Origin of the sequence: Halomonas sp. AOP43-D1-4 (assembly GCF_052446175.1) — a bacterium.
In the GTDB taxonomy this organism is placed as follows: domain Bacteria; phylum Pseudomonadota; class Gammaproteobacteria; order Pseudomonadales; family Halomonadaceae; genus Vreelandella; species Vreelandella citrativorans.
The window spans coordinates 74,125-98,411 of the sequence record NZ_JBQSVY010000008.1 but is presented as its reverse complement, the minus strand read 5'-3'; the positions used below and the strand labels follow the sequence as shown (position 1 = coordinate 98,411).

The following is a 24,287-nucleotide window of genomic DNA, read 5'->3' as shown; positions in this document are numbered from 1 at the left end:
CCAGATGGTTGATCAACAAGTACACATCCTCACCTCAACCGATGGCCAGACGCAGCTGGAAGTGGCGCTTGAGCAGGAAACGGCCCAGCTGAGTCAGGCCCAGATGGGCCAACTCTTTGATACCAGCCCTGAGAACGTGCTGATGCACCTTCGAAACATCTTTAAAGACGATGAGTTGGAGGAGCTGGCAATTACTAAGGAATTCTTAGTAGTTCGTCAGGAGGACAATCGCCAGGTTCGCCGCGTCAAACACGACAATCTCGATGCCATTATTTCGGTTGGCTATCGGGTTAGCTCCAGACCGCGCGCCAGGGGTAATGCTCCGTTATGATTGAGATCTATTCAGTAGAGGACATAGCCGCACTGAAAGAAAGCGTCGATGTCGAATGCAAATTGGCCGCCGGCCAAGACGGCAAGGGCAAACTCCCAAAGGATTTCTGGGAAACCTATAGCGCCTTTGCTAATACTTATGGCGGCGATGTGTTTCTGGGTATTAGGGAACGATCAGCTGGGCAATTCGAACTTTCTGGCATTGTAAACCCGCACAAGGTGATCGACGAGTTGTGGACAGGGCTAAATAATCCACAAAAGGTCAGTTCCTCTGTTCTTCGCGACCGGTGGGTCAAGGTGGTCGAAATTGATGGCCACTCAGTTATCCATGTGCATGTGCCTCAGGCGACTCGTAAACAGCGACCGGTATATATCAAGGGCAACCCTCTGCTCGGCACCTACAAACGCTTTAACAGTACCGATCAACTGCAGAGTGAGGAATCCGTCCGCAGGATGTTGGCTGAGCAGGTGGAAGACACCCGCGACGGTGAGACATTGCAAGGTTATGGGCTGGATGATCTGGACATAGACAGCTTCAATCAATACCGCCAGATGTACATTAACCGGCAGCCCGACCATCCCTGGAACCAGTTGGATGCGCAAGAGTTTTTGTATCGCATCGGTGGCTGGCGAAGGGACCGCGAAACTGGGCGCTCCGGGCTGACACGGGCTGGTCTGCTGATGTTTGGCCACCTGACCGCAATCAAAGAAGCCTTCCCCAACTACATGCTGGACTACCAGGAGCGGCCGGAGCCAAAGGCGGAACTTCGCTGGGTTGATCGATTAACACTGGACGGTTCGTGGTCGGGCAACGTTTTCGATTTTTATAGGCGAGTGATACGTAAGCTGACAACAGACCTGAAAATCCCGTTCCTGCTCGAGGGAGATCAACGACAAGACGACACCTCTGTGCACAAAGCTCTGCGCGAAGCGCTAGTGAACACGCTGGTTCACGCGGACTTCTCCGGTCGTGCCTCTGTATTGATCGTAAAAAGACCCGACATGTTTGGCTTTCGAAACCCCGGACTTATGCGAGTCCCGAGAGATATTGCACTGGTCGGTGGCAACAGCGACTGTCGGAATCGTCTGCTCCAAGATATGTTCCGCTTTATTGGTCTCGGTGAGAACGCTGGATCAGGTCTTCCAAAGATTTTCCAGGGGTGGGTTAGTCAGCACTGGCGTGAGCCGGTTCTTCGGGAGGCAGATAGTCCCAGTGATCAGACCCTACTCGAACTCCACATGTTGAGCTTGGTGCCAGAAGAGGTCCTAGAGGAGCTTAAACAGGTCCTTGGGGAAGAGACGTTCTCACAACTGACGGACCGTGAGAGGCTAGTGCTTATCACAGCCCAGATTGAAACAACCGTGGATCATGGACGGATGATGTCGATCCTCGATATACATCCTCGGGATCTGACAACACTTTTGTCGGGATTGGTCGAGAAAGGATTGATTGAGCGAGAGGGCGCGGGACGTGGGTCTGTCTACTTCCTTCCGGACGCACGGTCTAATGACCTGCTGCGTGAGAATGGTGCTGATGAGACGTTAAGTTCCAAAGGTCCGGAGCTTGGGTCCGGACCTTTGAATAATAGGTCCGGACCTTTGGAGGGCAGCTCTGGACCTTTGGCAGAACTACAGGATATTGCTCGGCCAATTGCGGAAAGAAAAAAAGCATCAAGATCTGACGTTGAATCCGTAATATTGGCCTTGTGCGAACGCCAACCGCTTCGTCCTGAAGAGCTGGAGCAGTTGCTCAATCGTTCGGCGGAGTCTCTGCGAAAGCGATACCTGCAACCCATGGTTAAATCAAGAAAGTTACGGTTGAAGTACCCAACCAAGCCCAATCATCCGCAGCAGGCCTACATGCTAGGAGACGATACGCAGTGATCACTGAAGATGCCCTAGAGCAACACTGTTTGGAATGGTTCGCCGAAGGCGGCTGGGAAATCGCCAATGGGCCGGATCTTGCCCCAGAGGGTGACGCCCCAGAGCGGGCGGATTACCGGCAGGTGTTGTTACTGGCGGATCTTGAAGCGGCCATTGCCCGTATCAACCCGCACGTACCCCAGAGTGCCATTGAGCAAGCGGTGTCCGTGGTGCGCAAACCCGGAAGCCTGGATATGGTCGTCAGCAATCGGGCCTTCCACCGCCTGCTGCTGGACGGCGTGCCGGTAGAGTATAAGCGCGACGATAAGGTGGTTCATGATCAGGTCTTTTTGGTGGATTTCTGCGAACTGTCCGCTAACCGGTTTAGGGCCATCAACCAGTTCACCATCGGGGGTGTCAAGCAGCTGCGCCGTCCGGATGTCATCTGCTTTATCAATGGGCTGCCGTTGGCGGTATTGGAGCTGAAAAGCCCCAGTGCCGAGAACGTGAATATCTGGGATGCCTACAACCAGATTCAGACCTACAAGGAGGAAGTCTCGGATCTATTCGTTTACAACCAAGCGGTGGTGATCAGTGACGGCTATCTGGCCCGGATAGGCTCCCTCACTGCTAGCCAAGAGCGCTATATGCCCTGGCGTACCCTCAAGCACGAGGACGACAAGCCTCTGCTGGAGTGGCAACTGGAAACCATGGTGCGGGGGTTCTTTGATCGGGAACTGTTGCTGGACTATATCCGCTACTTTGTGATTTTCGAGACGGACGCGCACAAGCTAATCAAGAAGATTGCAGGCTATCATCAATTTCATGCGGTGCGTGAAGCGGTGCGTGCCACAGTCATTGCCGCCCAGGCGCCAGAACAGGGCTTCCATGCCAGAGAGAGACGTGCGGTTTATGGCGATGAAGTGCATCCTGGCAGCAAGAAAGCCGGGGTGGTGTGGCATACCCAGGGGTCGGGTAAGAGCATTTCTATGTGTTGTTACGCCGGCAAGCTACTGCAACAGCCCGCAATGAATAACCCCACCCTTATTGTAGTGACCGACCGCAACGATCTGGATGGCCAGCTGTTCGCCACCTTCAGCGCCGCCCGAGAATTGCTCAAGCAGGAGCCGGTGCAGGCGGATGATCGGGATACCTTACGTCAGCTGCTTTCGGAGAGGGAATCTGGCGGTATTATCTTCACCACGATGCAGAAGTTTGCCCTGCTGAATGATGAGTTTGGCCACCCGGTACTGAACGATCGACACAACGTTGTTGTGATCTCCGATGAGGCCCACCGTAGCCAGTACGGCTTGAAAGCCACCCTCAAGAAAGACGGCACCTACAAGTTTGGTTACGCCCGCCACATGCGGGATGCTCTGCCTAATGCTTCGTTCATTGGTTTCACCGGCACCCCTATTGAGAGCGAAGACAAAGACACCCGCGCCGTGTTTGGCGATTACGTCTCCATCTACGACATTCAAGATGCCGTCGACGATGGAGCGACGGTGCCCATCTTCTATGAGTCACGTCTGGCCAAGCTGGACATCAACCGCGACCAGATCGAAGAACTTTCGGCTCAGGTTGATGAAGTAGTGGAAGACGAAGAGGACGTTGGCAACCGTGAAAAAACCAAGGGCGAGTGGAGCCGCTTGGAAAAGCTAGTGGGTGCCAGCCCGCGCTTACAACAGGTCGCAGAAGACCTGGTAAAACATTTTGAAACCCGTTCCAGCACCATTACTGGCAAAGGCATGATCGTGGCGATGAGCCGGGAAATTGCAGTGCATCTCTATAATGCGCTGGTGACACTTCGACCGGAGTGGCACGACGATGACCCAGAGAAAGGCGCGATCAAGATTGTCATGACTGGCTCCGCCTCTGACCGGGCGTTGCTACAGCCGCACATTTACAATAAGAAAACCAAAAAGCGCTTTGAAAAACGCTTTAAAGACGTCAACGACACGCTCAAGTTGGTGATCGTACGGGATATGTGGCTCACCGGCTTCGATGCTCCTTGCTGTCACACGATGTACGTAGACAAGCCTATGAAGGGCCACAATCTCATGCAGGCCATTGCCCGGGTCAACCGTGTGTTCAAAGACAAGCCCGGTGGCTTGGTGGTGGACTACATCGGCATTGCCAATGAGCTCAAACATGCTCTGAAAATCTACACCGACGCCAAGGGTAAAGGAACTCCTACCCATAGCGCCGAAGAGGCCTACGCCATCCTGGTAGAAAAGCTTGATGTCATCCACGGCATGTTCGCCCCCGGCCCCAAAGGTAATGGCTTTGACTACAGAGGGTTCGATACTGAACCACATAAATGGCTGATAGCCACCGCTAACTACGTGCTTAGCCTTAAAGATGGCAAGAAACGCTTCCTGGATACCGTGCTGGCGATGAACAAAGCCTTCTCCCTGTGCGCCACGCTGGATGAAGCCCAGGCGCTACAAAAAGAATTGGCGTTCCTGTCCCAGGTGAAGACTGCCATCACCAAGTTCACCAGTGTTGACAAGAAGCTCACCGAGGAAGAGAAGAATACCGCTCTCAAACAGATTTTGGACAATGCGGTGGTCTCCGAAGGCGTTACCGATGTCTTTGCTTTATGCGGTTTGGACAAGCCCAATATCGGCCTGCTCTCTGATGAGTTTCTGGAAGACGTTCGTCAGATGCCCTATAAGAACTTCGCCGTAGAGCTCTTGGAAAAGCTGCTCAAAGATGACATCAAAGCCAAGACCCGCAACAACGTTGTTCAAGAGAAGAAGTATGCGGACCGTTTGAAGGAAACCCTGCGTCGGTACAACAACCGGGGCATTGAGACGGCGCAGGTCATTGAAGAGCTGATCGCGATGGCCAAGCAGTTTCAGGCGGAGTTGGAGCGGGATGCCGCTCTTGGCCTGAACCCGGACGAGGTCGCCTTTTACGACGCCTTGGCCAGCAACGAAAGTGCGGTGCGTGAACTGGGCGACGAAATCCTGAAAGCCATCGCCGTCGAGATCACGGAAAAGCTACGCAAATCTACCACTGTCGATTGGCAGGTGCGGGAAAGCGTAAGGGCGAAGCTGAGGATTCTGGTGCGCCGCACATTACAACGCTACAAATACCCGCCCGATCAGGCTCCGGAAGCTGTGGAGCTAATACTGCAGCAAGCAGAGGTTTTATCGAATCATTGGACAGCTAATTAATTCCTCCCTCAGTATGGAATCAACATGACATCCACCCAAGCCCGCCCGACCTCCATCCGCATCTTTCTCGCTGATGGCACCCCTGAAGGCCTGCGCGTGGTCGAGAAATCCAACTGGACGGGCAGGGCGGTGGTGGCTAATCGCTCTCAGTTGGAGCGTGCGCTGGCCAGAAGCGAAATGGTCCAGCCGGGCGTGTATGTGCTCACCAGGCTAACGGAAGATGGTGCGGCCAAGTTGTATGTAGGCGAAGCCGATGTGCTCGGGGAACGTATCAAACAGCATGTATCGGGTAAGGAGTTTTGGACGCGGGTGGTTGCCTTCACTAGCACCAACGAAGGCTTGAACAAAGCCAATGTGCGTTACCTAGAAGCAGGTTTACTGGCCTTGGCGAAGACCGCTAACCAGTGGGCGCTGGATAACGGCACTTTCCCCGCTCTACCGCCGCTTTCAGAGGCTGATCGTGCTGATGCCGAGTGGTTTTTAGTCGAGATGCTGGTGATTTTTCCTTTGCTAGGGATCGATGCGTTTGAGTCTGCTAGCAGTCAGACCGCTACCAAACAAATAGAAAAAGCTGAGCAGCCATTGACGCTTTATCTAAATGAGCGTGGAGCTGAAGGCACCGGTAGAGAAGTGGCGGATGGCTTCGTGGTATTAAAAGGCTCTTTAGCCCGTGTTGAAGAAACGATATCTATTCACGACTACATGCGTGAACAGCGCCAGCTCCTCCAAGAGCGCGGCGTGCTGGCTCCGCTGGATAGAAAGCTGGTCTTCACCCAGGATTTTCGTTTTTCGTCGCCTTCTACCGCCGCTGGCGTATTGGTTGGTGGCACTTCAAACGGGCGGATTGCCTGGAAAAATGCGAACGGCAAAACATTGAAAGCTATTCAGGACGAGCGCTTGACGAGTATTTAATATGTGCTTAATGAACTTTTCTTAGGGTCAATAATATCCTCCATTTGGTGCCGTTTTTAAGCATACTCAACGAGTGGCAGCTAATTGAGAGGGAGACTGAAACAGCATTGCCCTTAGTACAAAAGACGCGCTCCGCCCAACCCGCTATGCGCTTTACTATCTACACCTGCTATTCACGGAGAAAACATCCATGGCCATAGGCGGCTTAATAGGATTACTGGATGACATTGCCGCATTGGCGAAGTTGACCGCTGCATCACTGGACGATGTGAGTGCCGCCGCTGGGCGGGCAACGGCGAAGGCGGCCGGGGTGGTGGTGGATGATACGGCGGTAACGCCGCAATATTTGCAGGGGGTGGCAGCGGAGCGTGAATTGGCGATTGTGAAGAAAATCGCATTGGGGTCGATCCGCAACAAGCTGATTTTTATCCTGCCGGTGGCGCTGCTGTTGAATCACTTTTTGCCCGCGCTACTGCCGATCATCCTGATGGTGGGCGGCACCTACTTGGCCTTTGAGGGCACTGAGAAGGTCTGGCACAAGCTCTCTGGCAAGCATGACGACGACAAGCCTGCGGTAGAGAAAGGGCCGGAAGCTGAGAAAAAGATCGTGAGTGGTGCCGTTCGCACCGACCTGATTCTGTCTGCTGAAATCATGGTGATCGCGCTTTCTACTGTTTCCCATCAGGGGTTCTGGTCACAGCTGGCGAGCCTGGTGGTGGTCGCGTTTGTTATCACTATTCTGGTATATGGCGTGGTGGCGCTGTTGGTCAGGATGGATGATGTCGGCCTGAAGCTCGCCCAGCGGGACAGTTCGGGCATGCAGAAACTAGGCCGTGGTCTAGTGACGGCCATGCCCAAGGTGCTAGCGGCCATCGCCGTGGTGGGTACCATCGCCATGCTCTGGGTGGGTGGGCATATTTTGATGGTCAATCTGGGTGCCGAGGGAACGGGTTGGTTCAACGCGCCCTATGCGTGGGTACACCACATTGAGCATGGCATTAGCGAGGCAACCGGTGCCTTGGGCGGCCTGCTGGGCTGGAGCTTCAATACACTGTGCTCTGCGGTGATTGGCTTTTTGGTGGGTTCGGTGGTGGTGGGTGTGCTGCACCTCGTTCCCTTCCAGAAGGCGCATTCGGCATAAGTGGGCCGCGACGGGTGTACCAGAGAACCAAGAGTTTAGTTATAAACGCTTTCACAGTTGTCGCGATACAGCGGGGCATCGGTGCCCAACGCCAGTCGCTTGGTGTTGCTGTTGTAGTAGAAGCGACCGGACTCGGCGCCTGAAAGCGCATAGTCGCCGCACACCCCATACCCCTTGTTGACAGTCGCCAGGTTGGAAATTTCGGCCGGTGCTTGGCTATTAAGACGCTCCGAAATCGTCTCGGCGATGTGGGCATCACGCTGGGCCTCGGAATAGGCCTGGCCACCGAATATCAGGCCAGCCACGACGAAAATGGCGACGACGGGAATCCATAAGTTATGCATAGCGTGTCCAGTGAAAGAATATAAGCGTGCATGAAGTCTACAGAAAACTATTTAGCGGGATAATAGCTTTTTGCTCGTCCAATTTCATTTCACTGCTCTCTACGCTTTATGCAATGGCTAAAAACGGTTGCTCCCGCCGTGCTGACAGCCTTTCCTCAGCGCTGCTAATGACGTGCGGTGTCCCACAATTTCATGAGCTCTGTAATAGAGGCATTGAAGGCCGATATCTTGATGCCGTCTCTTGCTGATAGTGATACTCCCAGCAGAAAGCTACTGAACGCCGTGCCTAGGGCGCGTGCATCGGTCCCTTCGGAAAGCTCGCCCGCGGCAATGCCACGCTCAACGCAGCGTACAAACCCGGCATGAGTACGCGCCCGTGAAACGGCCAGCGGCTTTGTCACATGCGTATGTTCGGGTTTTGATGCGCTCATGGTCCCCAGGGCCACCATGCAGCCTTTTGGATGCCCGGATTCGCACTGCATTTTCACCGAACGACGTAGCGTCAGTTCCACCGCTTCTCTGGGCGGTATGGCGTCATCCCATAAGCCGTCTGTCACGCGGGCGTAGCTATCCAGGTAGCACTGAACCGCCTCTTCGAACAAGGCTTCCTTGGAGCCGAAAGCCGCATAAAAGCTGGGCGCAGAGATGCCGCCGCCTATCTGAGCCTTGAGTTGGCTTAGAGACGTTGTCTCGTAACCCTGCTCCCAGAAAAGGTGCATCGCTTGCTCAATGGCTTGCTGTCGATCAAACACTCTGGGGCGCCCCATCTGTGCCATTGCGAACTCCCTTACGTTACTAAATGCAGACGACTTATATACTAGTCGATACAAAAGTCGTTGACAATAATCTATTCGGTGTCACATATTTATACCGATCGATACATATGTTTCGAAAAATGCTCTGGGTACCTGCTGCCCTGCGCTAACCTTCATCTTCGAAAGGGTATTCTTGTGGCTTACTCCTCTATTCAGGCAGAATCGGCGGCGACCGATAAGCTGCCCATGTCCGCACTGCTGGCCTTGGCCATGACGGGCTTTATCTGCATCGTGACAGAAACGCTGCCAGCAGGGTTATTGCCTCAAATCAGTGAAGGGCTCGGGATCAGTCAAGCGTTGGCGGGTCAAATGGTGACGACGTATGCGCTGGGGTCGATGCTGGCGGCAATTCCGTTGACGATTGCGACACGTGGATGGCGGCGGCGCAATGTCCTACTGCTCACCATCATCGGATTCTTCGTTTTCAACTCGATCACGGCGCTGTCCAGTAGCTATGGCATAACGCTGATTGCCCGCTTCTTTGCCGGTGTTGCCGCCGGGCTGGCCTGGAGTCTTCTCGCGGGTTATGCGCGGCGTATGGTGGCGCCTCATCAACAGGGGCGTGCCATGGCCGTGGCGATGGTCGGCATCCCCGTGGCGTTGGCTCTGGGGGTGCCTCTTGGCACCTACATGGGCTCGATCGCCGGCTGGCGTACCGCTTTCTGGGTCATGTCCGCGTTGACACTTGTTCTGGTTGTATGGGTAATGGCCAAGGTTCCCGACTATCCCGGGCAGTCGGCAGGCGAGCGTATGCCATTGCGAAAAGTCTTTACGACGCCGGGCGTGCGGCCAGTGCTTGCCGTGGTTATCACATGGATGCTGGCCCACAATATTCTCTACACCTACATTGCTCCGTTCGTGGGGGCCGCGGGGCTCGGCGAACGGATTGATCTGGCGCTATTAACCTTTGGCGTTGCATCACTTGGCGGTATCTGGATTGCCGGCAAGCTGGTGGACAGTCATTTGCGAACCACGGTGCTGACAAGCCTTGCTGCGTTCGCGATCACCGCTTTCATCTTTGGTTTGAACACTCAAAGCCCCGTTGTCGTCTTTATCGGCATTGCGGTGTGGGGCGTCACCTTCGGTGGGGCTTCCACTCTGCTGCAAACCGCGCTGGCGGATACGGCTGGAAGTGGTGCCGATGTGGCGCTTTCCATGAATGTAGTGACATGGAATGCGGCGATTGCGGGTGGTGGCGTTGCTGGCGGTATGCTGCTTGATTCATGGGGAGTAGGCGCCTTCCCCTGGTCGCTGGTGATCCTGCTGGTTATCGCCTTCATCGTCGCTTGGGTGGCGCGTGCGCATGCTTTCAAACCTGGCCCGCGAAATGCAGAAACCCTGGGAGAATCCAGTTCAAGCGGCGCTTGATAGAAGCGCCTCTATCGCAGCAGCTTAAAAGAGCGGCAGGATGACCTGCATGAAGTGTGATCCGCACCATCCGTGGATCCATGCGTGCCGGGTCATCCTGGGCTGCAATGGGGGCGGGCTAAACCTACGCTACCGGCAATTATGAATATTTCTAAACTTCCTATGAAATAAAGACATTTTTATTCATCTTCAGGCTCCTGTATAAAATCCACAGTGCTCTTCGTTATAGACCCTTCGCAGCTTCTTGTTGGCCAGGCCGTCAGGCACAAACGCTGTGAAGATGCCGGATTGAACCTGCCGAGCAGTCCAATAAGAGCGAAGAACAGACTCCGTTTCCTCAACATTGGATGCCAGATAACGATGAATAACGACGTCGCATTTACTATTAAGCGTATCGGCTTCGATGAGCATTATCGTCCGTCGGACAATACGCGTATCACGACCAACTTTGCCAATTTGGCCCGGGGCGAAAGGCGGCGCGAGAACCTGCGCAATACGCTGGAAATGATCAATAATCGTTTCAATGCCTTGGTGCATTGGGATAATCCCGAAGGGCATCGTTATTCCGTCGAACTCGACATCATTTCCGTGAGTATGGAGGTTGGCGCAGGAGGCCATGAAGCGCCTTTTCAAATCATCGAGATACTCAAAACCAGTTTTCTGGACAAGCAAACCGGCAAACGCATCGACGGTATCGTAGGGAACAACTTTTCATCCTATGTTCGAGATTACGACTTTAGCGTGCGCCTTTTAGAGCATAACAAGCACCAGTCGACTTTCAGTATTCCAGATGATTTTGGTGTTCTGCACGGCAACTTGTTTAAAAGCTTCGTGAATTCATCCGTTTACAAAGAGCATTTCGGGAAACCTCCCGTCATATGCTTGAGCGTGTCGGATAACAAGATCTATCACCGAACCGATAATCAGCATCCCGTATTAGGCGTTGAATATCAGCCGAACGAGTCTTCGCTGACCGAGCAGTACTTCAAGAAGATGGGGCTTCAGGTTCGCTACTTTATGCCTGCCAATAGTGCTGCCCCCTTGGCGTTTTATTTTTCTGGCGACCTGCTCAACGATTACACCAATCTTGAGCTTGCCGGCACCATCAGCACCATGGAATCTTTTCAGAAGATTTACCGGCCTGAGATCTACAACGCCAATGCGGTTGCGGGCAACGTCTATCAACCCAACTTGAAGAACCCGGACCATTCGCTCACGCAAATCGTTTACGACCGAGAAGAACGTAGCCAATTGGCCGCCGAGCAGGGGAAGTTTGCTGAAGAGCACTTCATCAAACCCTATCAGGCGATGCTTGAGCAGTGGTCTTCCAATGGCTCGCTTTAACCTAATCAAACGCACGGGATGATGACTCATGAGTAAACACTTACCCACCTCGACGGCGGGCAGCCTGCCCAAACCCTCTTGGCTTGCTGAGCCCGAAACCCTTTGGTCGCCCTGGAAACTGCAAGACGAGGCGTTGATTGAAGGTAAACAGGATGCGCTGCGCGTGTCGCTGCAGGAACAGCAGCAGGCCGGTATCGATATAGTCAGCGACGGCGAGCAAACGCGTCAACATTTCGTGACGACCTTTATTGAGCACCTTAGCGGCGTCGATTTCGAAAAGCGCAAAACCGTGAGAATTCGCAATCGCTACGATGCGAGCGTGCCGACGGTCGTGGGCGAGATCAACCGCCATAAGCCAGTTTTCGTCGAAGATGCCAGGTTTTTGCGCCAGCAAACCCGCCAGCCCATCAAATGGGCGCTACCGGGCCCGATGACCATGATCGACACGCTGTATGACGATCATTATAAAAGTCGTGAGAAGCTGGCGTGGGAATTCGCCAAGGCACTTAATCAGGAAGCCCGAGAACTGGAGGCAGCGGGGGTCGATATCATTCAGTTCGACGAACCTGCGTTCAACGTATTCTTCGATGAGGTGAATGACTGGGGAATCGCCGCCTTGGAAAGAGCCATTGAAGGGCTCAAATGCGAAACCGCTGTCCATATCTGTTATGGCTATGGCATTAAAGCCAATACGGATTGGAAAAAGACGCTGGGATCGGAGTGGAGACAATACGAAGAAGTCTTCCCCCGGCTGCAAAAATCCAACATCGATATCGTTTCGTTGGAGTGCCAGAACTCCCACGTGCCCATCGAGCTGATCGAACTTCTTCGCGGCAAGAAGGTGATGCTGGGTGCCATCGACGTCGCCACCAACACCATCGAAACGCCGGAAGAAGTCGCCGCAACACTTAGAAAGGCACTTCAATTCGTTGATGCCGACAAGCTTTACCCTTGCACCAACTGTGGCATGGCGCCGCTTTCTCGCTCGGTCGCCAGGGGTAAACTCAGTGCCTTGAGTGCTGGAGCGGAGATCGTTCGAAAAGAGCTTTGATATCTTAACGTCAGTAAAAATCTGGTTTCTATCTGGGAACGAGGTGGGGCTGACGACTTTGAACGCCTGCTCCTATACATGGCAGAGCAAGCGTTCAGATTAAGTAAATCAGATCTAGCTTAGCCCTGAGCAAGCGCGCGGCGTGCTTTAAGCGTGGAAAAAAAGCTCCATATCAAAATCAGCGCAGCAATGGCGAGGATGGTGGCGCTGATCGGCCGCTCAATGAAGGTCGCAAAATCTCCCGACGAGAGCAGCATGGCGCGGCGGAAGTTGTCCTCCATCATCGGGCCAAGTACAAACCCCAAAATGAGCGGCGCCGCAGGGAAAGCCAGTTTGCGCATCAAAACGCCCAACGCACCGAATATCATCACCAATAGTACGTCGAACGAGCTGTTATTGACGCTGTAGGTGCCCAGGCAAATGAACATCAATACGGCGGGAAACAGCAGATGATAAGGGACGGCAAGCAGGCGTACCCATAGACCAATAAGAGGAACGTTAAGGATAACCAGCATAATATTACCGATCCAGAAGCTCATGACGAGACCCCAGAAAAGGCTCGGTTGCTCTGTCATCAGACCGGGGCCAGGTGTAACGCCATGAATAATGAGCGCACCTAACATTAGTGCCATTGTCGGGCTACCGGGTATACCCAAGGCCAGAGTCGGAATGAACGAGGTTTGGTCCGCTGCGTTATTGGCGGATTCCGGAGCCATGACGCCTTCAATTGCTCCTTTACCAAATCGGCTTGGATCTTTGGATGAGCGCTTTTCCACTGCATAAGCGATAAACGCGGCCAGTGACGGGCCTGTTCCCGGTAGGGCGCCAAAGAATGAGCCAATGCTTGAGCCGCGCAGCATCGGGAACCACGAACGTCGCATATCATCGCGCGTAGGTTTCATGGCGCGTAGCGTCAGGTCAGACGATTTAAAGCGGTTTGCCTTAACACTGCCAACGCTAATAATGAGCTCCGCTACCCCGAACACTCCCATGGCCAGTGCTACCAGGCTAATGCCGTCACCGAGTTCTGGGATACCAAAGGCAAAACGTTGTGTGCCTGTGTAAACGTCGGTACCGATACTGCCAAGGAAAATACCCAGCATGACCATGACGAAGCCTTTGACTGCGGAGCCATCAGCAATACCGGTCGCCGCAATTAGCCCTAGCAGCATTAATGAGAAGTACTCAGCGGGGCCCATGCTCAAGGCATATTGTGCAATCACCGGTGCGAAAAGGGTCAGGATGACGATGCCGATGGAGCCGCCAACGAAAGAGGCCACTGTGGTCATAAACAGAGCAACGGCACCACGACCTTTTTGTGCCATCGGGTAGCCATCTAAACAGACCACCGCATTGGCAGGCGTGCCTGGCACGTTAAGCAGGATAGACGCCGTGCTGCCACCGTAACTCGTGCCGTACCATATTCCTGCCAGCATTATGAGTGCTGATGTCACTTCCATATGAAACGTTATGGGAAACAGCATGGAAATGGCGGCTAAAACGCCAACGCCCGGAATAACGCCAAGCAGTGTTCCTAGAAACACGCCAACAAAGCAGAAAAACAGGTTGCTGAGCGAAAGTGCGGTGTGCAAACCAAGTGAAAGATTGCCAAAAAAGTCCATTAGAATGCCCACCTGAAGATCGGTATGTTCATGCCAAGTGCCAAGCGGAAGATCAAAATGGCCACCAGAATGAGAAAGGCGATGAGTGCCAAAACCGTCTTGATTCGCAACTGCTTATCGGCAAGCGAGGTGATCAGTGTTAACAGGAAAATGGCAGGTACTAAGCCAACACGTGGTACTGCAAGAGAGAAGACCAAAATCCCGCTGAGGATAGCGGCTAGCGGGCGCCACTCAATGCTTGGCATTGGAAAATGTGGGCGCGATGCGCCTCCAATGGAAAGCATTATGCCAAGCAGGGCAATAATCGATCCTATGCCCATAGGAACCATGCCAGGCCCCATACGCTGAAGTGACCCAAGGTTATAATGCGTAGTGGCATAGGCGGCAATAATTAAGCCAAAAGCTGCCAGTGCCATCCCCGTAATAATGTCAACGATATCGCGATTTAGCATAATGATGTCTCCCATAAGGCCGAGCAAATAAATCAATGCCCGGCCTTAAATGATCACTCCACTGTCGCGCCCGAGGCGCTTACTGCTTCAGCCCAGCGCTCATACTCGGCCTGCAGGTAAGCAGCAAATTCATCGGCGGAACCACCTTCCACCGTACTGCCCTCGTTCTCTATCGTTTCGATCAGGCGTTCATCCTGAAGCGCCTGATTGATAGCGGCGTTAAAGGTTGCGACTACATCGTCGGGAAGACCGGCGGGGCCGACCACTGCTTTCCAGTCGGAGGCTTTAAAACCTTCATAGCCTAACTCGGCTATCGAGGGAACGTCGGGTAGGGCTGCATTGCGCTCAAGCGAGGTAACCGCTAACGCTTTTAATGAGCCTGATCGGATATGCGACAATAAGCTGGGAAGGCTGGCAGTCACAAAGTCCACATGTCCGCCAATAGCGTCTGTTACCGCTTGGGCCGCACCGGGGTAGGGCACATGCATGAACTCTACGTCTGCTTGGTCGCTAAATACTTCCATTGACAAGTGACTCACCGTGCCAGAGCCGGGCGTACTCATGGAAACCTTGCCTGGGTTTTCTCTGGCGGCGGCGACTAAAGATTCAAAATCTTCGTAGGCCGAGTTCTGGTTAACGGCCAGCACCATGGGTTGAGAACTAACTAGCGCAATAGGCGTAAAATCATTTAATGAGTCGTAGGGAATGCTGGCGTACAGCGTTGGGTTAATCGCCATGTTAGACGTTTGCCCCATGCCCATAACTTGCCCATCATTTTTAGCACGCGCGAGTTGTGAAAGGCCGATGTTGCCTCCAGCTCCGCCGCGGTTCTCAATAACAAAGTTCCACCCTTGCTGCTCGGAGAGCTTCTCTGTCAGTACGCGTGAGGCAAAATCTGTACCTCCTCCAGCGGAGAAGGGCACAATAAAGTCGATCGATCCTTTGGGATAGGATTGGGCCATTCCTACGGTAGGAAGTATAAGCAATGCGGCGCAGGCGATAGATTTTAAAGCGTTGTTTTTCATAGCGTGTTCCTTATTATTGATGTTGTCGTACTGCTTGTTGTTGTGTGCTGAAGTAATGCTGGGTGTTGAAGTAATAGCTAAAGCGGACAGCCTTTCTTACGCAGGATGGAGTCAAAGCGCTCGCGGTCGACCTCGCCGGTCTCATTCTGCGCACGTATGCGCGCCTCTTTCTCTGCCTGGGCTTGGCACAGGCTTAAAAGTGCCTCGGCTTCACTAGCGGGAATAGCGATAACACCGTCGGCGTCTCCCAGAATCAAGTCGCCAGGCATCACTGTCATGCCGGCACAGGAAATGGGGATGTTTATTTGACCTGGGCCATCCTTGCTGGGGCCACGATGAACATGGCCACGGGCGTAAGCCGGTAAGGCGCCTTCGGCCCATTCAGCGACATCGCGTAGCGCGCCATCAATCACGAAGCCACCTAGTTGGCGAGCAATTGCTGTTGTGCGCATCAGCCCACCAATCACTGCGGTAGAGAGGTCGCCGCCCCCGTCGATAACGATAATGTCGCCTGGCTGGGCGCGCTGTATGGCGACATGCACCATGAGGTTGTCACCTGGGCGGGTACGCACCGTAATAGCTGTACCACACATGGTGAGCCCAAGGTCGTTGTGATAAGCGTGAAGGCCTACTGCCCCTGTATGGCGTCCCATCACATCGCCTGCATGAGCGACCGGCACTTGTTTAAAGGCGTTCAGCAGCTTTTGCGTTAGGGTGGTTTGGCGCGGTTGGATAGCAAAGCCAGCAGGCCATGTTCCGCCATCAAGCGTCATGCTCATTGAGTTATCTCCAGCAAGTGTTCATTGACGATACGTCCATGCGCAGGGGGGTGCCCAGACAGCAGTGCCAAGGCATTTTCGGCAGCGGCACGGGCAGTCAATGCCAGCGCTGCATCGCTATTGCCGCCTACATGCGGAGTGAGTACCACTTGGGGTAAGCGCAGAAGAGGATGGTTTTCAGGCGGGGGCTCAATATTCAAGGTATCCAGCCCCGCGCCCTTCAGGTGGCCAGCCATGATGGCGTCGGCCAATGCATTCTCATCAATCAGCCCACCGCGTGCGGTGTTGATCACAATGGCGCCCGAGTGAAGCTTCGCGAGTGCTGCGGCATCAATCAGGTTCTGGGTAGAGGGCAATAGCGGGCAGTGCAGAGAGAGGACATCGCTACTGGTTAGCAGGTCGTCCAGATTAGCCGCCTTGGAAATACCTTCTGGCATGGTTTCAAGGGCGGGGTCATAAGCGATAACGCGCATACCAATGGCATTGGCCATTCGGGCTACATGACGGGCGATGGTGCCGCAACCCACCAGCCCCAGCACACGGCCTGAAAGTTGTAAGCCAGGGGTTTGTCTCGGCCATTCACCGGTACTAACACGTTGGCCCAGATCCGACACGTTACGCGCCACGGTGATCATCAGGCCAATGGCTAGCTCAGCGACCGACTGCGCATTGGTATCACCGACGACTGTCACAGGAATACCCAGCTCAGCCGCTGCTTGAATATCTACTGCGTCATGGCCTACGCCGTGGCGGGATATCGCGCGCAGCCCTTGGCACGATGCAATGGTTGCTTTATTCAGCGTGAGCGTGCGTGCGATGACGGCGTCGATAGGCTGGCTGGCCATTATTTCACCCAGGCTATCTTCCTCCCCTTTGGGGATGAATAGCAGACGGCAGCCTGCTTGTTCCAGCACTTCCCGGCCTTCGTCAGCCAAGCGAGGGGCCGTCACCAGAATCGTATAACTCATGGCTGGCCGCCTTCCTGCTCAACACTACGGGGAGCATGGCCGGTATAGGTCCAGGTTTCGGTACGGGGGAGTGGGCCTTTATTGCGCTCGGGTCGCTGCATCTGTTCCCAGGCATGGCTCATGATGCCTACCGAGCGAGATAGCACGAACAGGCCGCGGCATAGCGCTGGTGGAAATCCCAGTGCCGCATAAATAGCACCGGTTGCACCATCCACATTCATGGGAATTGCACGGCTGCGGCCTTGGGATATCTGGCGCTCAACTTCTTCTGCAATGTCGGCGAAATGAGTGTTGATGCTGTCGTCGGCTGTGGCGCGTAGAACCTCCATCAGTTTGGGGGCTCGTGGGTCTTTAGGATGGAAGCGATGCCCGAACCCTGGGATATAGCGCACGCCACTCTCTTTAAGCTTGGCAAGCTCGGTATGGGTGGCAGAGGTAATATCTTCACCAGCTTCACAGCGTGCCTGGATAGCGTTATATAGCGCCACGCACTGCTCGCCCGCACCGCCATGTACATCGCCTAGTACGTTGGCTGCAGAAGCCATGGCGTTGTTGATGCCTACACCGCAGGTGGATGCAATGCGCGCAATGGCAATAGACGGCGCTTGTGGGCCGTGGTCAATGGAACTCATCAGTACCGTGCTTAACAGAGACGCCTGGGCTGCACTGGGTAGATCGCCGCGTAGCATCAACCAGATCATTTCCGGAAAGCCAACCTTGCCAATCAGGTCCTCAATGGCGTAGCCGTGGTAGCGAATTATACCGGGGGACATTTCTATGATATCGGTAGACCACCAGTCTTCACCGGCGGTACGGCGGTTCTCTTCAATCATTTTTCCGTCTCTTTGGTTGTTATGTTTGGATGAGTGAAGGCGGCGCGTGCGGCAGCGTCATAGCCGAGCTCTGCAAGAATCGCATCAGTGTCCTGACCCAATGTGGGAGGCGGTGTTTTGGGTTCGGGATCGCCGCTGCCCAGGCGAAAACCTGAGCGCACTACTGAGAGGTTTGTCTGGCCGACGACGCCGGGGAACGTGCGCGTTAACTCACGCTCTTCGACCTGGGGGTGGCGAAGCGCCTGAGGAACGGTGAGCACTTCGCCTGCGGGTATGCCGCGGGCGTTCATTTGTGTTGCCCACTGCTCAGCGGAAGCGCTTTGCAAGGCGGCTTCCAACTCGATAGTTAAAGCGTTACGGTTGCGCTTGCGCTCTTCACGTAATTGAAATCGTGGATCGGATATCAAATCCACGCGCTCTATCAACTGGCACAGAATCTCGAACTGTTCCTGCTTATTGGCAGCGATGTTCAACAACCCATCACCAGTGCGGAAGGTGCCGGATGGGGCCGCCGTTGTATTTTGGTTTCCCATAGGAAGTGGCTCAATGCCACACGTCAGCCAGTTGGACACCACCCAGCCCATGGTGCCCATCATGGATTCAAGCATGGATACATCAATAAACTCGCCGTGCCCGGTTCTATGTCGGCCGACCAAGGCGCTGGAAATGGCGAAAGCTGCGGTCATACCACCGATGGTGTCGCAAACGGGGTAGCCAACGCGCAGTGGTGCAGACGTTTCATCGCCTGTCACGCTCATTACGCCGGAAAGACCTTGGATAATCTGATCGTAAGCAGGGTTCTTTGCCAGCGGGCCGGTTTGTCCAAACCCTGAAATAGCACAGTAGATCAGGCGTGGATTAAGCGCTTGAAGGCTCTCATGGCCAAGGCCAAGCCGGTCCATTACGCCAGGGCGAAAGTTTTCGACCAATACATCGGCGGTTTGTACCAGTTTGCGAAAAGCCTGCTTGCCTTGGTCGGATTTTAGATTGAGCTCAATGGAGCGCTTGCCCGCATTCTGGGCGAGAAATGAAACGCCCATTAACTGGGCATTCAGTTCGGGGTCAGCGCCTAATTGGCGGGCCAAGTCTCCACTTCCGGGTTGCTCAACTTTGATGACATCGGCACCCTGCTGCGCTAACTGATAGCAGCAGTAAGGACCAGCAAGAACGTTGGTCAGATCCAGTACCCGAATCCCTTTTAACAGTTCAGACATGGGGCTTGCCGAATGCTGTAATTTTGATAAGCGGCATAATGGTTCCTTTTTGTTCTGTCAGGCATAATGATGTTCTTTATGGCAGAACGATTTTTACATGTCAAACATGTTCTATTTTAAAAATGTTTGTTCTGTCAGGTAGAACTATATGCAGTGGAGGTGTAGCTTGGTCCAAAAGCAAAATCGAGTAGAAGCCGTTGAGCGTGCTTTAACGATCCTGGAAGCGTTTACAGATCAGGAGAGATCGCTGTCGCTCGTTACGTTAGCGGAGCGTACGGGGCTTTATAAAAGCACTATTCTTCGGCTGATAGGATCCTTGGAGCGCTTTGGATATATCGTTCGTGAAGGCGATGGCACGTATGCTTTGGGGCCCAGCCTATGGCGGTTAGGAAATCTATTCCGTCATACAGGAGATATGGGCGAGCTTATTCGTCCACAGTTGACTAAATTGGTAGGGCAAACTCAGGAAACGGCATCGTTCTTTATCCGCTTGGGTAACCAGCGCATGTGCCTTTATCGGCTGAACTCGCCAAAGCCTGCCCGGCACCATCTGGATGAAGGGGCATTGCTACCTATCGAACGGGGGGCGACAGGCCGCGTTCTTTTAGCGTTTAGTGGGGAAGAAGGCGCGTTCTACGATGATATCCGTACCAAAGGCTATGCCTTCTCGAAGGGCGAACGAGACCCGGATGTTGCTGCCATAGCGCTGCCGGTACTCGACCGGCATGGAGTAATGCGCGGCGCAATATCCGTTTCTGCATTAATCACCCGATTAACCGATGATAAAGTCGAATCAACAGTCGAGCTGCTCAAAGCGAGTTGTGACACCTTGCGTGAAACCATGCCTTAAAAAGTATTACCACAGAGACAGCAGGACTGTTGAACACTGGTCTAATTGTCTCGCGTATTTTAGCCCCCAAGCTGCTGTGCCCAATGAGAACCCCTTGCCTTAAATGGTGAAGGAGGAGGCTGCTCTTGCGGGCTTCTTGATAGGTGCTGCCTTGGGACCAGGCGCGGGCGGCGGTCATGCCGGAAAAACGCAGAGTTACCGCGCCTTCCATTACTTCAAAGTCGCCGTAAAAGGCGACCAGCAAGAAGTCGAACAACTGATCAGTAGGCGTGCTTGCTACTCTTCCAGCTGACGAGTAGCCGCCCGGACGAAAGCGGTGGGAGATTGACCAAGTACCTTACGAAACATGCTGGAGAAAGCGGCCGGGCTGTCGTAGCCGAGTTCCAGCGCGGTGCGAGTAACGGAACGGCCGGACAGCAGTCTGGGGAGGGCGGCCATCAGGCAGGCCTGTTGGCGCCATGCGGCGAATGACATGCCGGTCTGCTGACGGAATAGGCGATTGAAGGTGCGCTGGCTGCGATGCAACTGCCGGGCCCAGTCCTCAGGAAGAGTGTGAATGTTCGGCTGGCCGAGAAACGCTCGGCACAGGCTGGCTAGTTGAGGGTCATGGGGCAGGGGCGCAAACAGCGGCAGGGCCTGAGCCTGTTGCAGTTCGTATAGGAGTAGGTGTGCCAGAGCGCCGTCGCGGCCATTTTCATCATAGAGTGCGGGTATATGGGCGGAAGCCAGCAGCAGGTGATGCAAGAGTGGCGTCACGACGAGCACCTCACAGCTGCATGAAGCACGTGGCGCGACGTGGGGCTCGATATACAGGCTTCGGGTGCTCACTCCATTCATGCGCACCTGATGACGCTTGCCCGCAGGCAGCCAGACACCGCTATAGGGCGGCACCATCCAGGTGCCGTCATCCGTATTGACTTCCATCACGCCTGTCATGCCATAGAGAAACTGGGCGCGGCGATGGGTATGAAAGTCAAGGAGTGTGCCAGGGCGGTAGTCAGTGCCGATGGCCACCATGGGCCGTGCCACATGATCCACGTCTGATAGAGGAGTATTGAGCATAATCGTCATTATGGCTGAAATGCGATGATTATTGTCCAAAAATCGAATGTCAGCCAGTTCTAGCCGGAATATTCTCTCTGCTGTTGAGTTTCATCAGGAGAGTGGCGGTGTATAGCGTATTACTTCTTTGTGGCGGGTTGGCGGGCGTCACCACCGTGTTGTTCGGTTTCGGTGGTGGATTTGTGGTGGTTCCCTTGCTGTATACCTTACTGATTGCCGTCCATGGGCCGGATAGCGCGGCGGGTATGGCGGCCATGCATATCGCGGTGGCCACCTCGACGGCGCTGATGATCTTCGCGGCTTCAATGGCAACATGGCGTCATCATCGGCGACAGACCGTGCAGTGGCATCTGGTGCGTCCGTTAGTCGGCTATATCGCCATGGGGGCGGTGCTCGGCGCGGCAGTGGCAGTATCGTTAAGTGGAGAGTGGGTGCGCTGGGCGTTTATCGGCTATCTGGGTATTACGATTGCGGATGCCGTTCTGCGGCCCGGTTTTCTGCGTCAGTCAGGGAGTGATGTGCGTCCTATGGGGTGTGGGGTAACGGTGATGACGGGGACATTGATTGGTGCGGTGGCCGCTTTGCTGGGCGTTGGTGGTAGCGTGATGACCGTGCCGCTCATGCGACGCAGAGGCGCGAGTATGACCGCGGCCACGGCCATGGCCAATCCGTTGTCGTTGCCCATGGCGGTGAGTGGCACCGCGACATATGTGTTGCTGTCGGCAAATCATACAGCGTTAGGAAACTGGTATGCCGGTTATGTGGATCTGCGTGCCTTGCTGGTACTTGCGGTGGGCTCATGGCTCGGTATCCGCCTGGCGTCGATCTGGATCGGGCGCATCCCTGACCGTATTCATGCCAAGGTGTACCTGCTATTGCTGACAATGGTGCTGGTGGTGATGGTTTTTATGCATTGAATCGAGCCAGGCTCCCACGATTGCTACTGCCAAATCGTTTTTAGTCGGGGCAGGTGTTAGGTGCTTACTGTTACGGTGCAGAGATCATGTGGCTTATTCTGTATGAATAAACAGTTGCTGTGTTAAGGTTTACTATAACCTCTTATAGCAGGTGCGCTTGAGTATTTGCTTTGGTGTGCAAAGGTGAATATTGCTGCATTGAGTGATGCTTGCTTGGCCAGTGCATGTTTTGGAGGTGCGTGGCGCTTGATGTAAACCTGGGGGCAACACTTATGAATGATCAGCAAATACAAATATTCACCAGCGAAGATGGACAAGCACACCTTGAGGTGACGCTGGAGCAAGAGACTGTTTGGTTAAGCCAAGCGCAGATGGCTGAGCTGTTTAACACCAAGCGCCCTGCAATCACCAAACACTTAAGTAATATCTATAAGAGCAAAGAGCTGGATGAAAACAGCACATGTTCCATTCTGGAACATATGGCTGAGCATGGGCAGCGATACCGCACCAAACACTACAACCTTGATGCCATTATTTCTGTTGGTTATCGGGTTAGCTCAAAGCGTGCCACTCATTTCCGCAAGTGGGCAACTCAAGTATTAAAAGACCATTTGGTGCATGGCTACACTCTGAACCAGCAACGCTTAACCGAGCGAGGAATAGAGTTCGAGCAGGCGGTAAGTTTGCTCAGCCGCACCTTAACCAATCAAGGCTTGGTCTCCACAGAAGGTGAAGCCGTCGCCCGTGTGATCAGCGATTACGCACGCTCTTGGAGTTTGTTACAAGGCTACGATGAGCAGCAATTAGCTGAATTAAATATCAAGCAACCTGATATGCAGTCGCTGGGATTGGAAGAAGCCTTGAAAGCCATTGGCGAGTTAAAGCACGCCTTAATCACCAAAGGTGAGGCAACCGAGCTGTTTGGGCAGGTGCGAGGCGATGGTTTGACATCGGCCTTGGCTACTATTGGCCGATGGTAACAAACGCTGTGGCTCGTTTTTGTTTCTATGGTACCTGCGCCGCAACGCGGCCCTACTGGCTCGGCCCGTTGAGCAGTTGATCAACGACAACACTCTGGTGGCGCTGGCGCTGGCGCTGGCGCTGGCGCTGGCGCTATTAGTCGCGGAGAGCCTACCCGGTCAAAAAACGCTGATGATTCGACTGATCGAGCATTTTATACTGTTGAAAGAAAGCTGATTATCTGTGTCACCTCAAATCACGAGCGCTGCCTTGGGCTTCATAGTAAGCTGCTTTCATCTGGGTGCACCATCCATCTTTTCAGGTAAAAGTGCGCAGCAAAGCGCTAGCCACTGCGGAAAAGATATTCTAGGTACTAGGGCGTGTCCTCATTTTGAAAGAAAGGCTGTCCCTCATTGATTTTCTGTGGGGTTATGCGACTCTTCTCAACAGAGGGGGAGTACTGCCATGACACGATATGTTTTGACCGATGATATTTGGGAACAGCTTCAAGTCACCATGAAAGCAAAGGGTTGCCACCGCTGGCCCAATGATCGAAATATAATGGAAGCAATACTCTGGAAACTCCGAACCGGCGCTCCCTGGCGCGATATTCCGAGTGAGTTTTGCCCCTGGAAAACGGCCTATAATCGCTTCAACCGCTGGGCCATCAAAGGATTGTGGGAGCAATTTTTTTGAGCTACGAGGCGAAATTGATACGGAGTGGGTATTCGCCGACGGAAGTTACCTCCGCACTCACCAGCATGCGAGTGGAGCTCGGCATGGAGAAGAGCGGGCCATTGGAAAATCACGAGGAGGAGCTACCACCAAACTTCATATGCTCGCCGATGCGCATGGAAATCCGGTCGATTTTGAAGTCACTGGGGGTAACGTCCACGACGCCACGGTTGCAGAGCACCTCATAAAGAAGATTGATCAAGCCGACCACTTCATTGCTGACAAGGGCTATGATTCTGAGGCCATCCGTGAACATGCCAGGGCAAGGAGCATCAACCCGATCATTCCCAAAAGATCAAACAACAAGACGCCAAACCCGGGGTTTGATGCCTTTCTCTACAGGCATCGCCATTTGGTAGAAAACCTCTTTGCTCGGCTGAAACACTTTCGCAGTATTGCCACTCGCTTTGAGAAACTGGCACGAAATTTCAAATCCATGGTTTACCTGGCGTGCACCTTCATTTGGTTGAAAATGAAATGAGGACACGCCCTAGGGGATAATTGAAAAGTAGGCACTGTT

23 protein-coding genes are annotated in these 24,287 nt (G+C 53.9%); 13 read left to right on the top strand and 10 right to left on the bottom strand.

The genetic code is table 11. The features are described from left to right. Positions 1-4: 4 nt before the first annotated feature. The 5 genes from ACT3RQ_RS10360 to ACT3RQ_RS10340 all read left to right on the top strand — a co-directional run bounded on the left by ACT3RQ_RS10360 (position 5) and on the right by ACT3RQ_RS10340 (position 7,428). Positions 5-331: a hypothetical protein gene (locus ACT3RQ_RS10360; protein WP_444680436.1), complete on the top strand. Its 327-nt coding sequence runs from the start codon at positions 5-7 to the stop codon at positions 329-331. Beyond that, the gene (locus tag ACT3RQ_RS10355) at positions 328-2,214 is read left to right on the top strand and encodes an RNA-binding domain-containing protein (RefSeq protein ID WP_444680435.1); all 1,887 of its coding nucleotides are present in this window, start codon (positions 328-330) and stop codon (positions 2,212-2,214) included. The genes ACT3RQ_RS10360 and ACT3RQ_RS10355 overlap by 4 nt, the downstream gene beginning before the upstream one ends. Next, positions 2,214-5,375 (top strand): type I restriction endonuclease subunit R, encoded by a 3,162-nt coding sequence (locus ACT3RQ_RS10350; RefSeq protein WP_444680481.1) that lies wholly within the window; start codon positions 2,214-2,216, stop codon positions 5,373-5,375. Before ACT3RQ_RS10355 ends, ACT3RQ_RS10350 begins: the two co-directional genes overlap by 1 nt. Before the next feature lie 24 nt (positions 5,376-5,399). Beyond that, complete coding sequence (locus ACT3RQ_RS10345) at positions 5,400-6,287, top strand: GIY-YIG nuclease family protein (RefSeq protein ID WP_444680434.1); 888 nt, start codon at positions 5,400-5,402, stop codon at positions 6,285-6,287. A 190-nt stretch (positions 6,288-6,477) separates the two neighbouring features. Then, positions 6,478-7,428 carry a DUF808 domain-containing protein gene (locus ACT3RQ_RS10340; protein ID WP_444680433.1) on the top strand — a complete coding sequence of 317 codons (951 nt, stop codon included), beginning with the start codon at positions 6,478-6,480 and terminating at the stop codon, positions 7,426-7,428. 35 nt (positions 7,429-7,463) lie between these two features. On the opposite strand, the gene ACT3RQ_RS10335 is transcribed toward ACT3RQ_RS10340, so the two are convergent. Together ACT3RQ_RS10335 and ACT3RQ_RS10330 are read right to left on the bottom strand one after the other, a co-directional pair. Then, entirely contained in the window at positions 7,464-7,772 is a 309-nt protein-coding gene (locus tag ACT3RQ_RS10335) for a hypothetical protein (RefSeq protein WP_149573861.1), read from the bottom strand. A gap of 164 nt (positions 7,773-7,936) precedes the next feature. Then, positions 7,937-8,548, bottom strand: a complete 612-nt coding sequence (locus ACT3RQ_RS10330; RefSeq protein WP_444680432.1) for a TetR/AcrR family transcriptional regulator — start codon at positions 8,546-8,548, stop codon at positions 7,937-7,939. A 174-nt stretch (positions 8,549-8,722) separates the two neighbouring features. On the opposite strand from ACT3RQ_RS10330, the gene ACT3RQ_RS10325 reads away from it, so the two are divergent. The 3 genes from ACT3RQ_RS10325 to ACT3RQ_RS10315 all read left to right on the top strand — a co-directional run bounded on the left by ACT3RQ_RS10325 (position 8,723) and on the right by ACT3RQ_RS10315 (position 12,350). Further along, positions 8,723-9,955, top strand: a complete 1,233-nt coding sequence (locus ACT3RQ_RS10325; protein WP_444680431.1) for an MFS transporter — start codon at positions 8,723-8,725, stop codon at positions 9,953-9,955. A gap of 360 nt (positions 9,956-10,315) precedes the next feature. Further along, positions 10,316-11,299, top strand: a complete 984-nt coding sequence (locus tag ACT3RQ_RS10320; RefSeq protein WP_444680430.1) for a DUF1852 domain-containing protein — start codon at positions 10,316-10,318, stop codon at positions 11,297-11,299. A 28-nt stretch (positions 11,300-11,327) separates the two neighbouring features. Continuing rightward, positions 11,328-12,350, top strand: coding sequence for a methionine synthase (locus ACT3RQ_RS10315; protein WP_444680429.1), 1,023 nt, complete (start codon positions 11,328-11,330; stop codon positions 12,348-12,350). Positions 12,351-12,469: 119 nt separating this feature from the next. Here the strand turns inward: ACT3RQ_RS10315 and ACT3RQ_RS10310 are convergent, their stop codons facing one another. The 7 genes from ACT3RQ_RS10310 to ACT3RQ_RS10280 all read right to left on the bottom strand — a co-directional run bounded on the left by ACT3RQ_RS10310 (position 12,470) and on the right by ACT3RQ_RS10280 (position 19,243). Further along, positions 12,470-13,972 (bottom strand): tripartite tricarboxylate transporter permease, encoded by a 1,503-nt coding sequence (locus ACT3RQ_RS10310; protein WP_087108047.1) that lies wholly within the window; start codon positions 13,970-13,972, stop codon positions 12,470-12,472. After that, a complete protein-coding gene (locus tag ACT3RQ_RS10305; protein WP_176372196.1) occupies positions 13,972-14,424 on the bottom strand; it encodes a tripartite tricarboxylate transporter TctB family protein in 453 nt (150 codons plus the stop codon). Before ACT3RQ_RS10305 ends, ACT3RQ_RS10310 begins: the two co-directional genes overlap by 1 nt. A gap of 53 nt (positions 14,425-14,477) precedes the next feature. After that, positions 14,478-15,449, bottom strand: a complete 972-nt coding sequence (locus ACT3RQ_RS10300; protein WP_087108051.1) for a Bug family tripartite tricarboxylate transporter substrate binding protein — start codon at positions 15,447-15,449, stop codon at positions 14,478-14,480. A 77-nt stretch (positions 15,450-15,526) separates the two neighbouring features. Beyond that, positions 15,527-16,228 (bottom strand): RraA family protein, encoded by a 702-nt coding sequence (locus ACT3RQ_RS10295; RefSeq protein ID WP_444680428.1) that lies wholly within the window; start codon positions 16,226-16,228, stop codon positions 15,527-15,529. After that, positions 16,225-17,196 (bottom strand): hydroxyacid dehydrogenase, encoded by a 972-nt coding sequence (locus ACT3RQ_RS10290; protein ID WP_444680427.1) that lies wholly within the window; start codon positions 17,194-17,196, stop codon positions 16,225-16,227. Before ACT3RQ_RS10290 ends, ACT3RQ_RS10295 begins: the two co-directional genes overlap by 4 nt. Further along, the gene (locus ACT3RQ_RS10285) at positions 17,193-18,029 is read right to left on the bottom strand and encodes a citryl-CoA lyase (protein ID WP_192526591.1); all 837 of its coding nucleotides are present in this window, start codon (positions 18,027-18,029) and stop codon (positions 17,193-17,195) included. The genes ACT3RQ_RS10290 and ACT3RQ_RS10285 overlap by 4 nt, the downstream gene beginning before the upstream one ends. Then, the gene (locus ACT3RQ_RS10280) at positions 18,026-19,243 is read right to left on the bottom strand and encodes a CaiB/BaiF CoA transferase family protein (RefSeq protein ID WP_192526592.1); all 1,218 of its coding nucleotides are present in this window, start codon (positions 19,241-19,243) and stop codon (positions 18,026-18,028) included. The genes ACT3RQ_RS10285 and ACT3RQ_RS10280 overlap by 4 nt, the downstream gene beginning before the upstream one ends. Positions 19,244-19,409: 166 nt before the next feature. Between ACT3RQ_RS10280 and ACT3RQ_RS10275 the strand changes: the two genes are divergently transcribed. Continuing rightward, positions 19,410-20,093 (top strand): IclR family transcriptional regulator, encoded by a 684-nt coding sequence (locus ACT3RQ_RS10275; RefSeq protein ID WP_217883859.1) that lies wholly within the window; start codon positions 19,410-19,412, stop codon positions 20,091-20,093. Positions 20,094-20,369: 276 nt separating this feature from the next. On the opposite strand, the gene ACT3RQ_RS10270 is transcribed toward ACT3RQ_RS10275, so the two are convergent. Continuing rightward, positions 20,370-21,155: an AraC family transcriptional regulator gene (locus ACT3RQ_RS10270; protein ID WP_192526593.1), complete on the bottom strand. Its 786-nt coding sequence runs from the start codon at positions 21,153-21,155 to the stop codon at positions 20,370-20,372. Between the two features lie 107 nt (positions 21,156-21,262). Between ACT3RQ_RS10270 and ACT3RQ_RS10265 the strand changes: the two genes are divergently transcribed. The 4 genes from ACT3RQ_RS10265 (at position 21,263) to ACT3RQ_RS10250 (ending at position 24,248) form a co-directional block, all read left to right on the top strand. After that, positions 21,263-22,072, top strand: a complete 810-nt coding sequence (locus ACT3RQ_RS10265; RefSeq protein ID WP_444680426.1) for a sulfite exporter TauE/SafE family protein — start codon at positions 21,263-21,265, stop codon at positions 22,070-22,072. A gap of 239 nt (positions 22,073-22,311) precedes the next feature. Beyond that, the gene (locus ACT3RQ_RS10260; RefSeq protein ID WP_444680425.1) at positions 22,312-23,052 is read left to right on the top strand and encodes a virulence RhuM family protein; all 741 of its coding nucleotides are present in this window, start codon (positions 22,312-22,314) and stop codon (positions 23,050-23,052) included. Further along, a complete protein-coding gene (locus tag ACT3RQ_RS10255) occupies positions 23,039-23,269 on the top strand; it encodes a hypothetical protein (RefSeq protein ID WP_444680483.1) in 231 nt (76 codons plus the stop codon). The genes ACT3RQ_RS10260 and ACT3RQ_RS10255 overlap by 14 nt, the downstream gene beginning before the upstream one ends. Before the next feature lie 228 nt (positions 23,270-23,497). Further along, a protein-coding gene (locus ACT3RQ_RS10250; protein WP_444680424.1) for an IS5 family transposase occupies positions 23,498-24,248 on the top strand; the annotation gives its coding sequence in 2 pieces (ribosomal slippage) (positions 23,498-23,721 and positions 23,720-24,248; 753 coding nt in all). Positions 24,249-24,287: the final 39 nt, after the last annotated feature.

Excerpts from the sequence above, each read along its gene's own strand:
- ACT3RQ_RS10360 (WP_444680436.1), top strand. The coding sequence starts at position 5 with ATGGTTGATCAACAAGTACACATCCTCACCTCAACCGATGGCCAGACG.
- ACT3RQ_RS10355 (WP_444680435.1), top strand. The coding sequence starts at position 328 with ATGATTGAGATCTATTCAGTAGAGGACATAGCCGCACTGAAAGAAAGC.
- ACT3RQ_RS10345 (WP_444680434.1), top strand. The coding sequence starts at position 5,400 with ATGACATCCACCCAAGCCCGCCCGACCTCCATCCGCATCTTTCTCGCT.
- ACT3RQ_RS10340 (WP_444680433.1), top strand. The coding sequence starts at position 6,478 with ATGGCCATAGGCGGCTTAATAGGATTACTGGATGACATTGCCGCATTG.
- ACT3RQ_RS10335 (WP_149573861.1), bottom strand. The coding sequence starts at position 7,772 with ATGCATAACTTATGGATTCCCGTCGTCGCCATTTTCGTCGTGGCTGGC.
- ACT3RQ_RS10330 (WP_444680432.1), bottom strand. The coding sequence starts at position 8,548 with ATGGCACAGATGGGGCGCCCCAGAGTGTTTGATCGACAGCAAGCCATT.
- ACT3RQ_RS10320 (WP_444680430.1), top strand. The coding sequence starts at position 10,316 with ATGAATAACGACGTCGCATTTACTATTAAGCGTATCGGCTTCGATGAG.
- ACT3RQ_RS10315 (WP_444680429.1), top strand. The coding sequence starts at position 11,328 with ATGAGTAAACACTTACCCACCTCGACGGCGGGCAGCCTGCCCAAACCC.
- ACT3RQ_RS10310 (WP_087108047.1), bottom strand. The coding sequence starts at position 13,972 with ATGGACTTTTTTGGCAATCTTTCACTTGGTTTGCACACCGCACTTTCG.
- ACT3RQ_RS10305 (WP_176372196.1), bottom strand. The coding sequence starts at position 14,424 with ATGCTAAATCGCGATATCGTTGACATTATTACGGGGATGGCACTGGCA.
- ACT3RQ_RS10300 (WP_087108051.1), bottom strand. The coding sequence starts at position 15,449 with ATGAAAAACAACGCTTTAAAATCTATCGCCTGCGCCGCATTGCTTATA.
- ACT3RQ_RS10295 (WP_444680428.1), bottom strand. The coding sequence starts at position 16,228 with ATGAGCATGACGCTTGATGGCGGAACATGGCCTGCTGGCTTTGCTATC.
- ACT3RQ_RS10290 (WP_444680427.1), bottom strand. The coding sequence starts at position 17,196 with ATGAGTTATACGATTCTGGTGACGGCCCCTCGCTTGGCTGACGAAGGC.
- ACT3RQ_RS10285 (WP_192526591.1), bottom strand. The coding sequence starts at position 18,029 with ATGATTGAAGAGAACCGCCGTACCGCCGGTGAAGACTGGTGGTCTACC.
- ACT3RQ_RS10280 (WP_192526592.1), bottom strand. The coding sequence starts at position 19,243 with ATGTCTGAACTGTTAAAAGGGATTCGGGTACTGGATCTGACCAACGTT.
- ACT3RQ_RS10270 (WP_192526593.1), bottom strand. The coding sequence starts at position 21,155 with ATGCTCAATACTCCTCTATCAGACGTGGATCATGTGGCACGGCCCATG.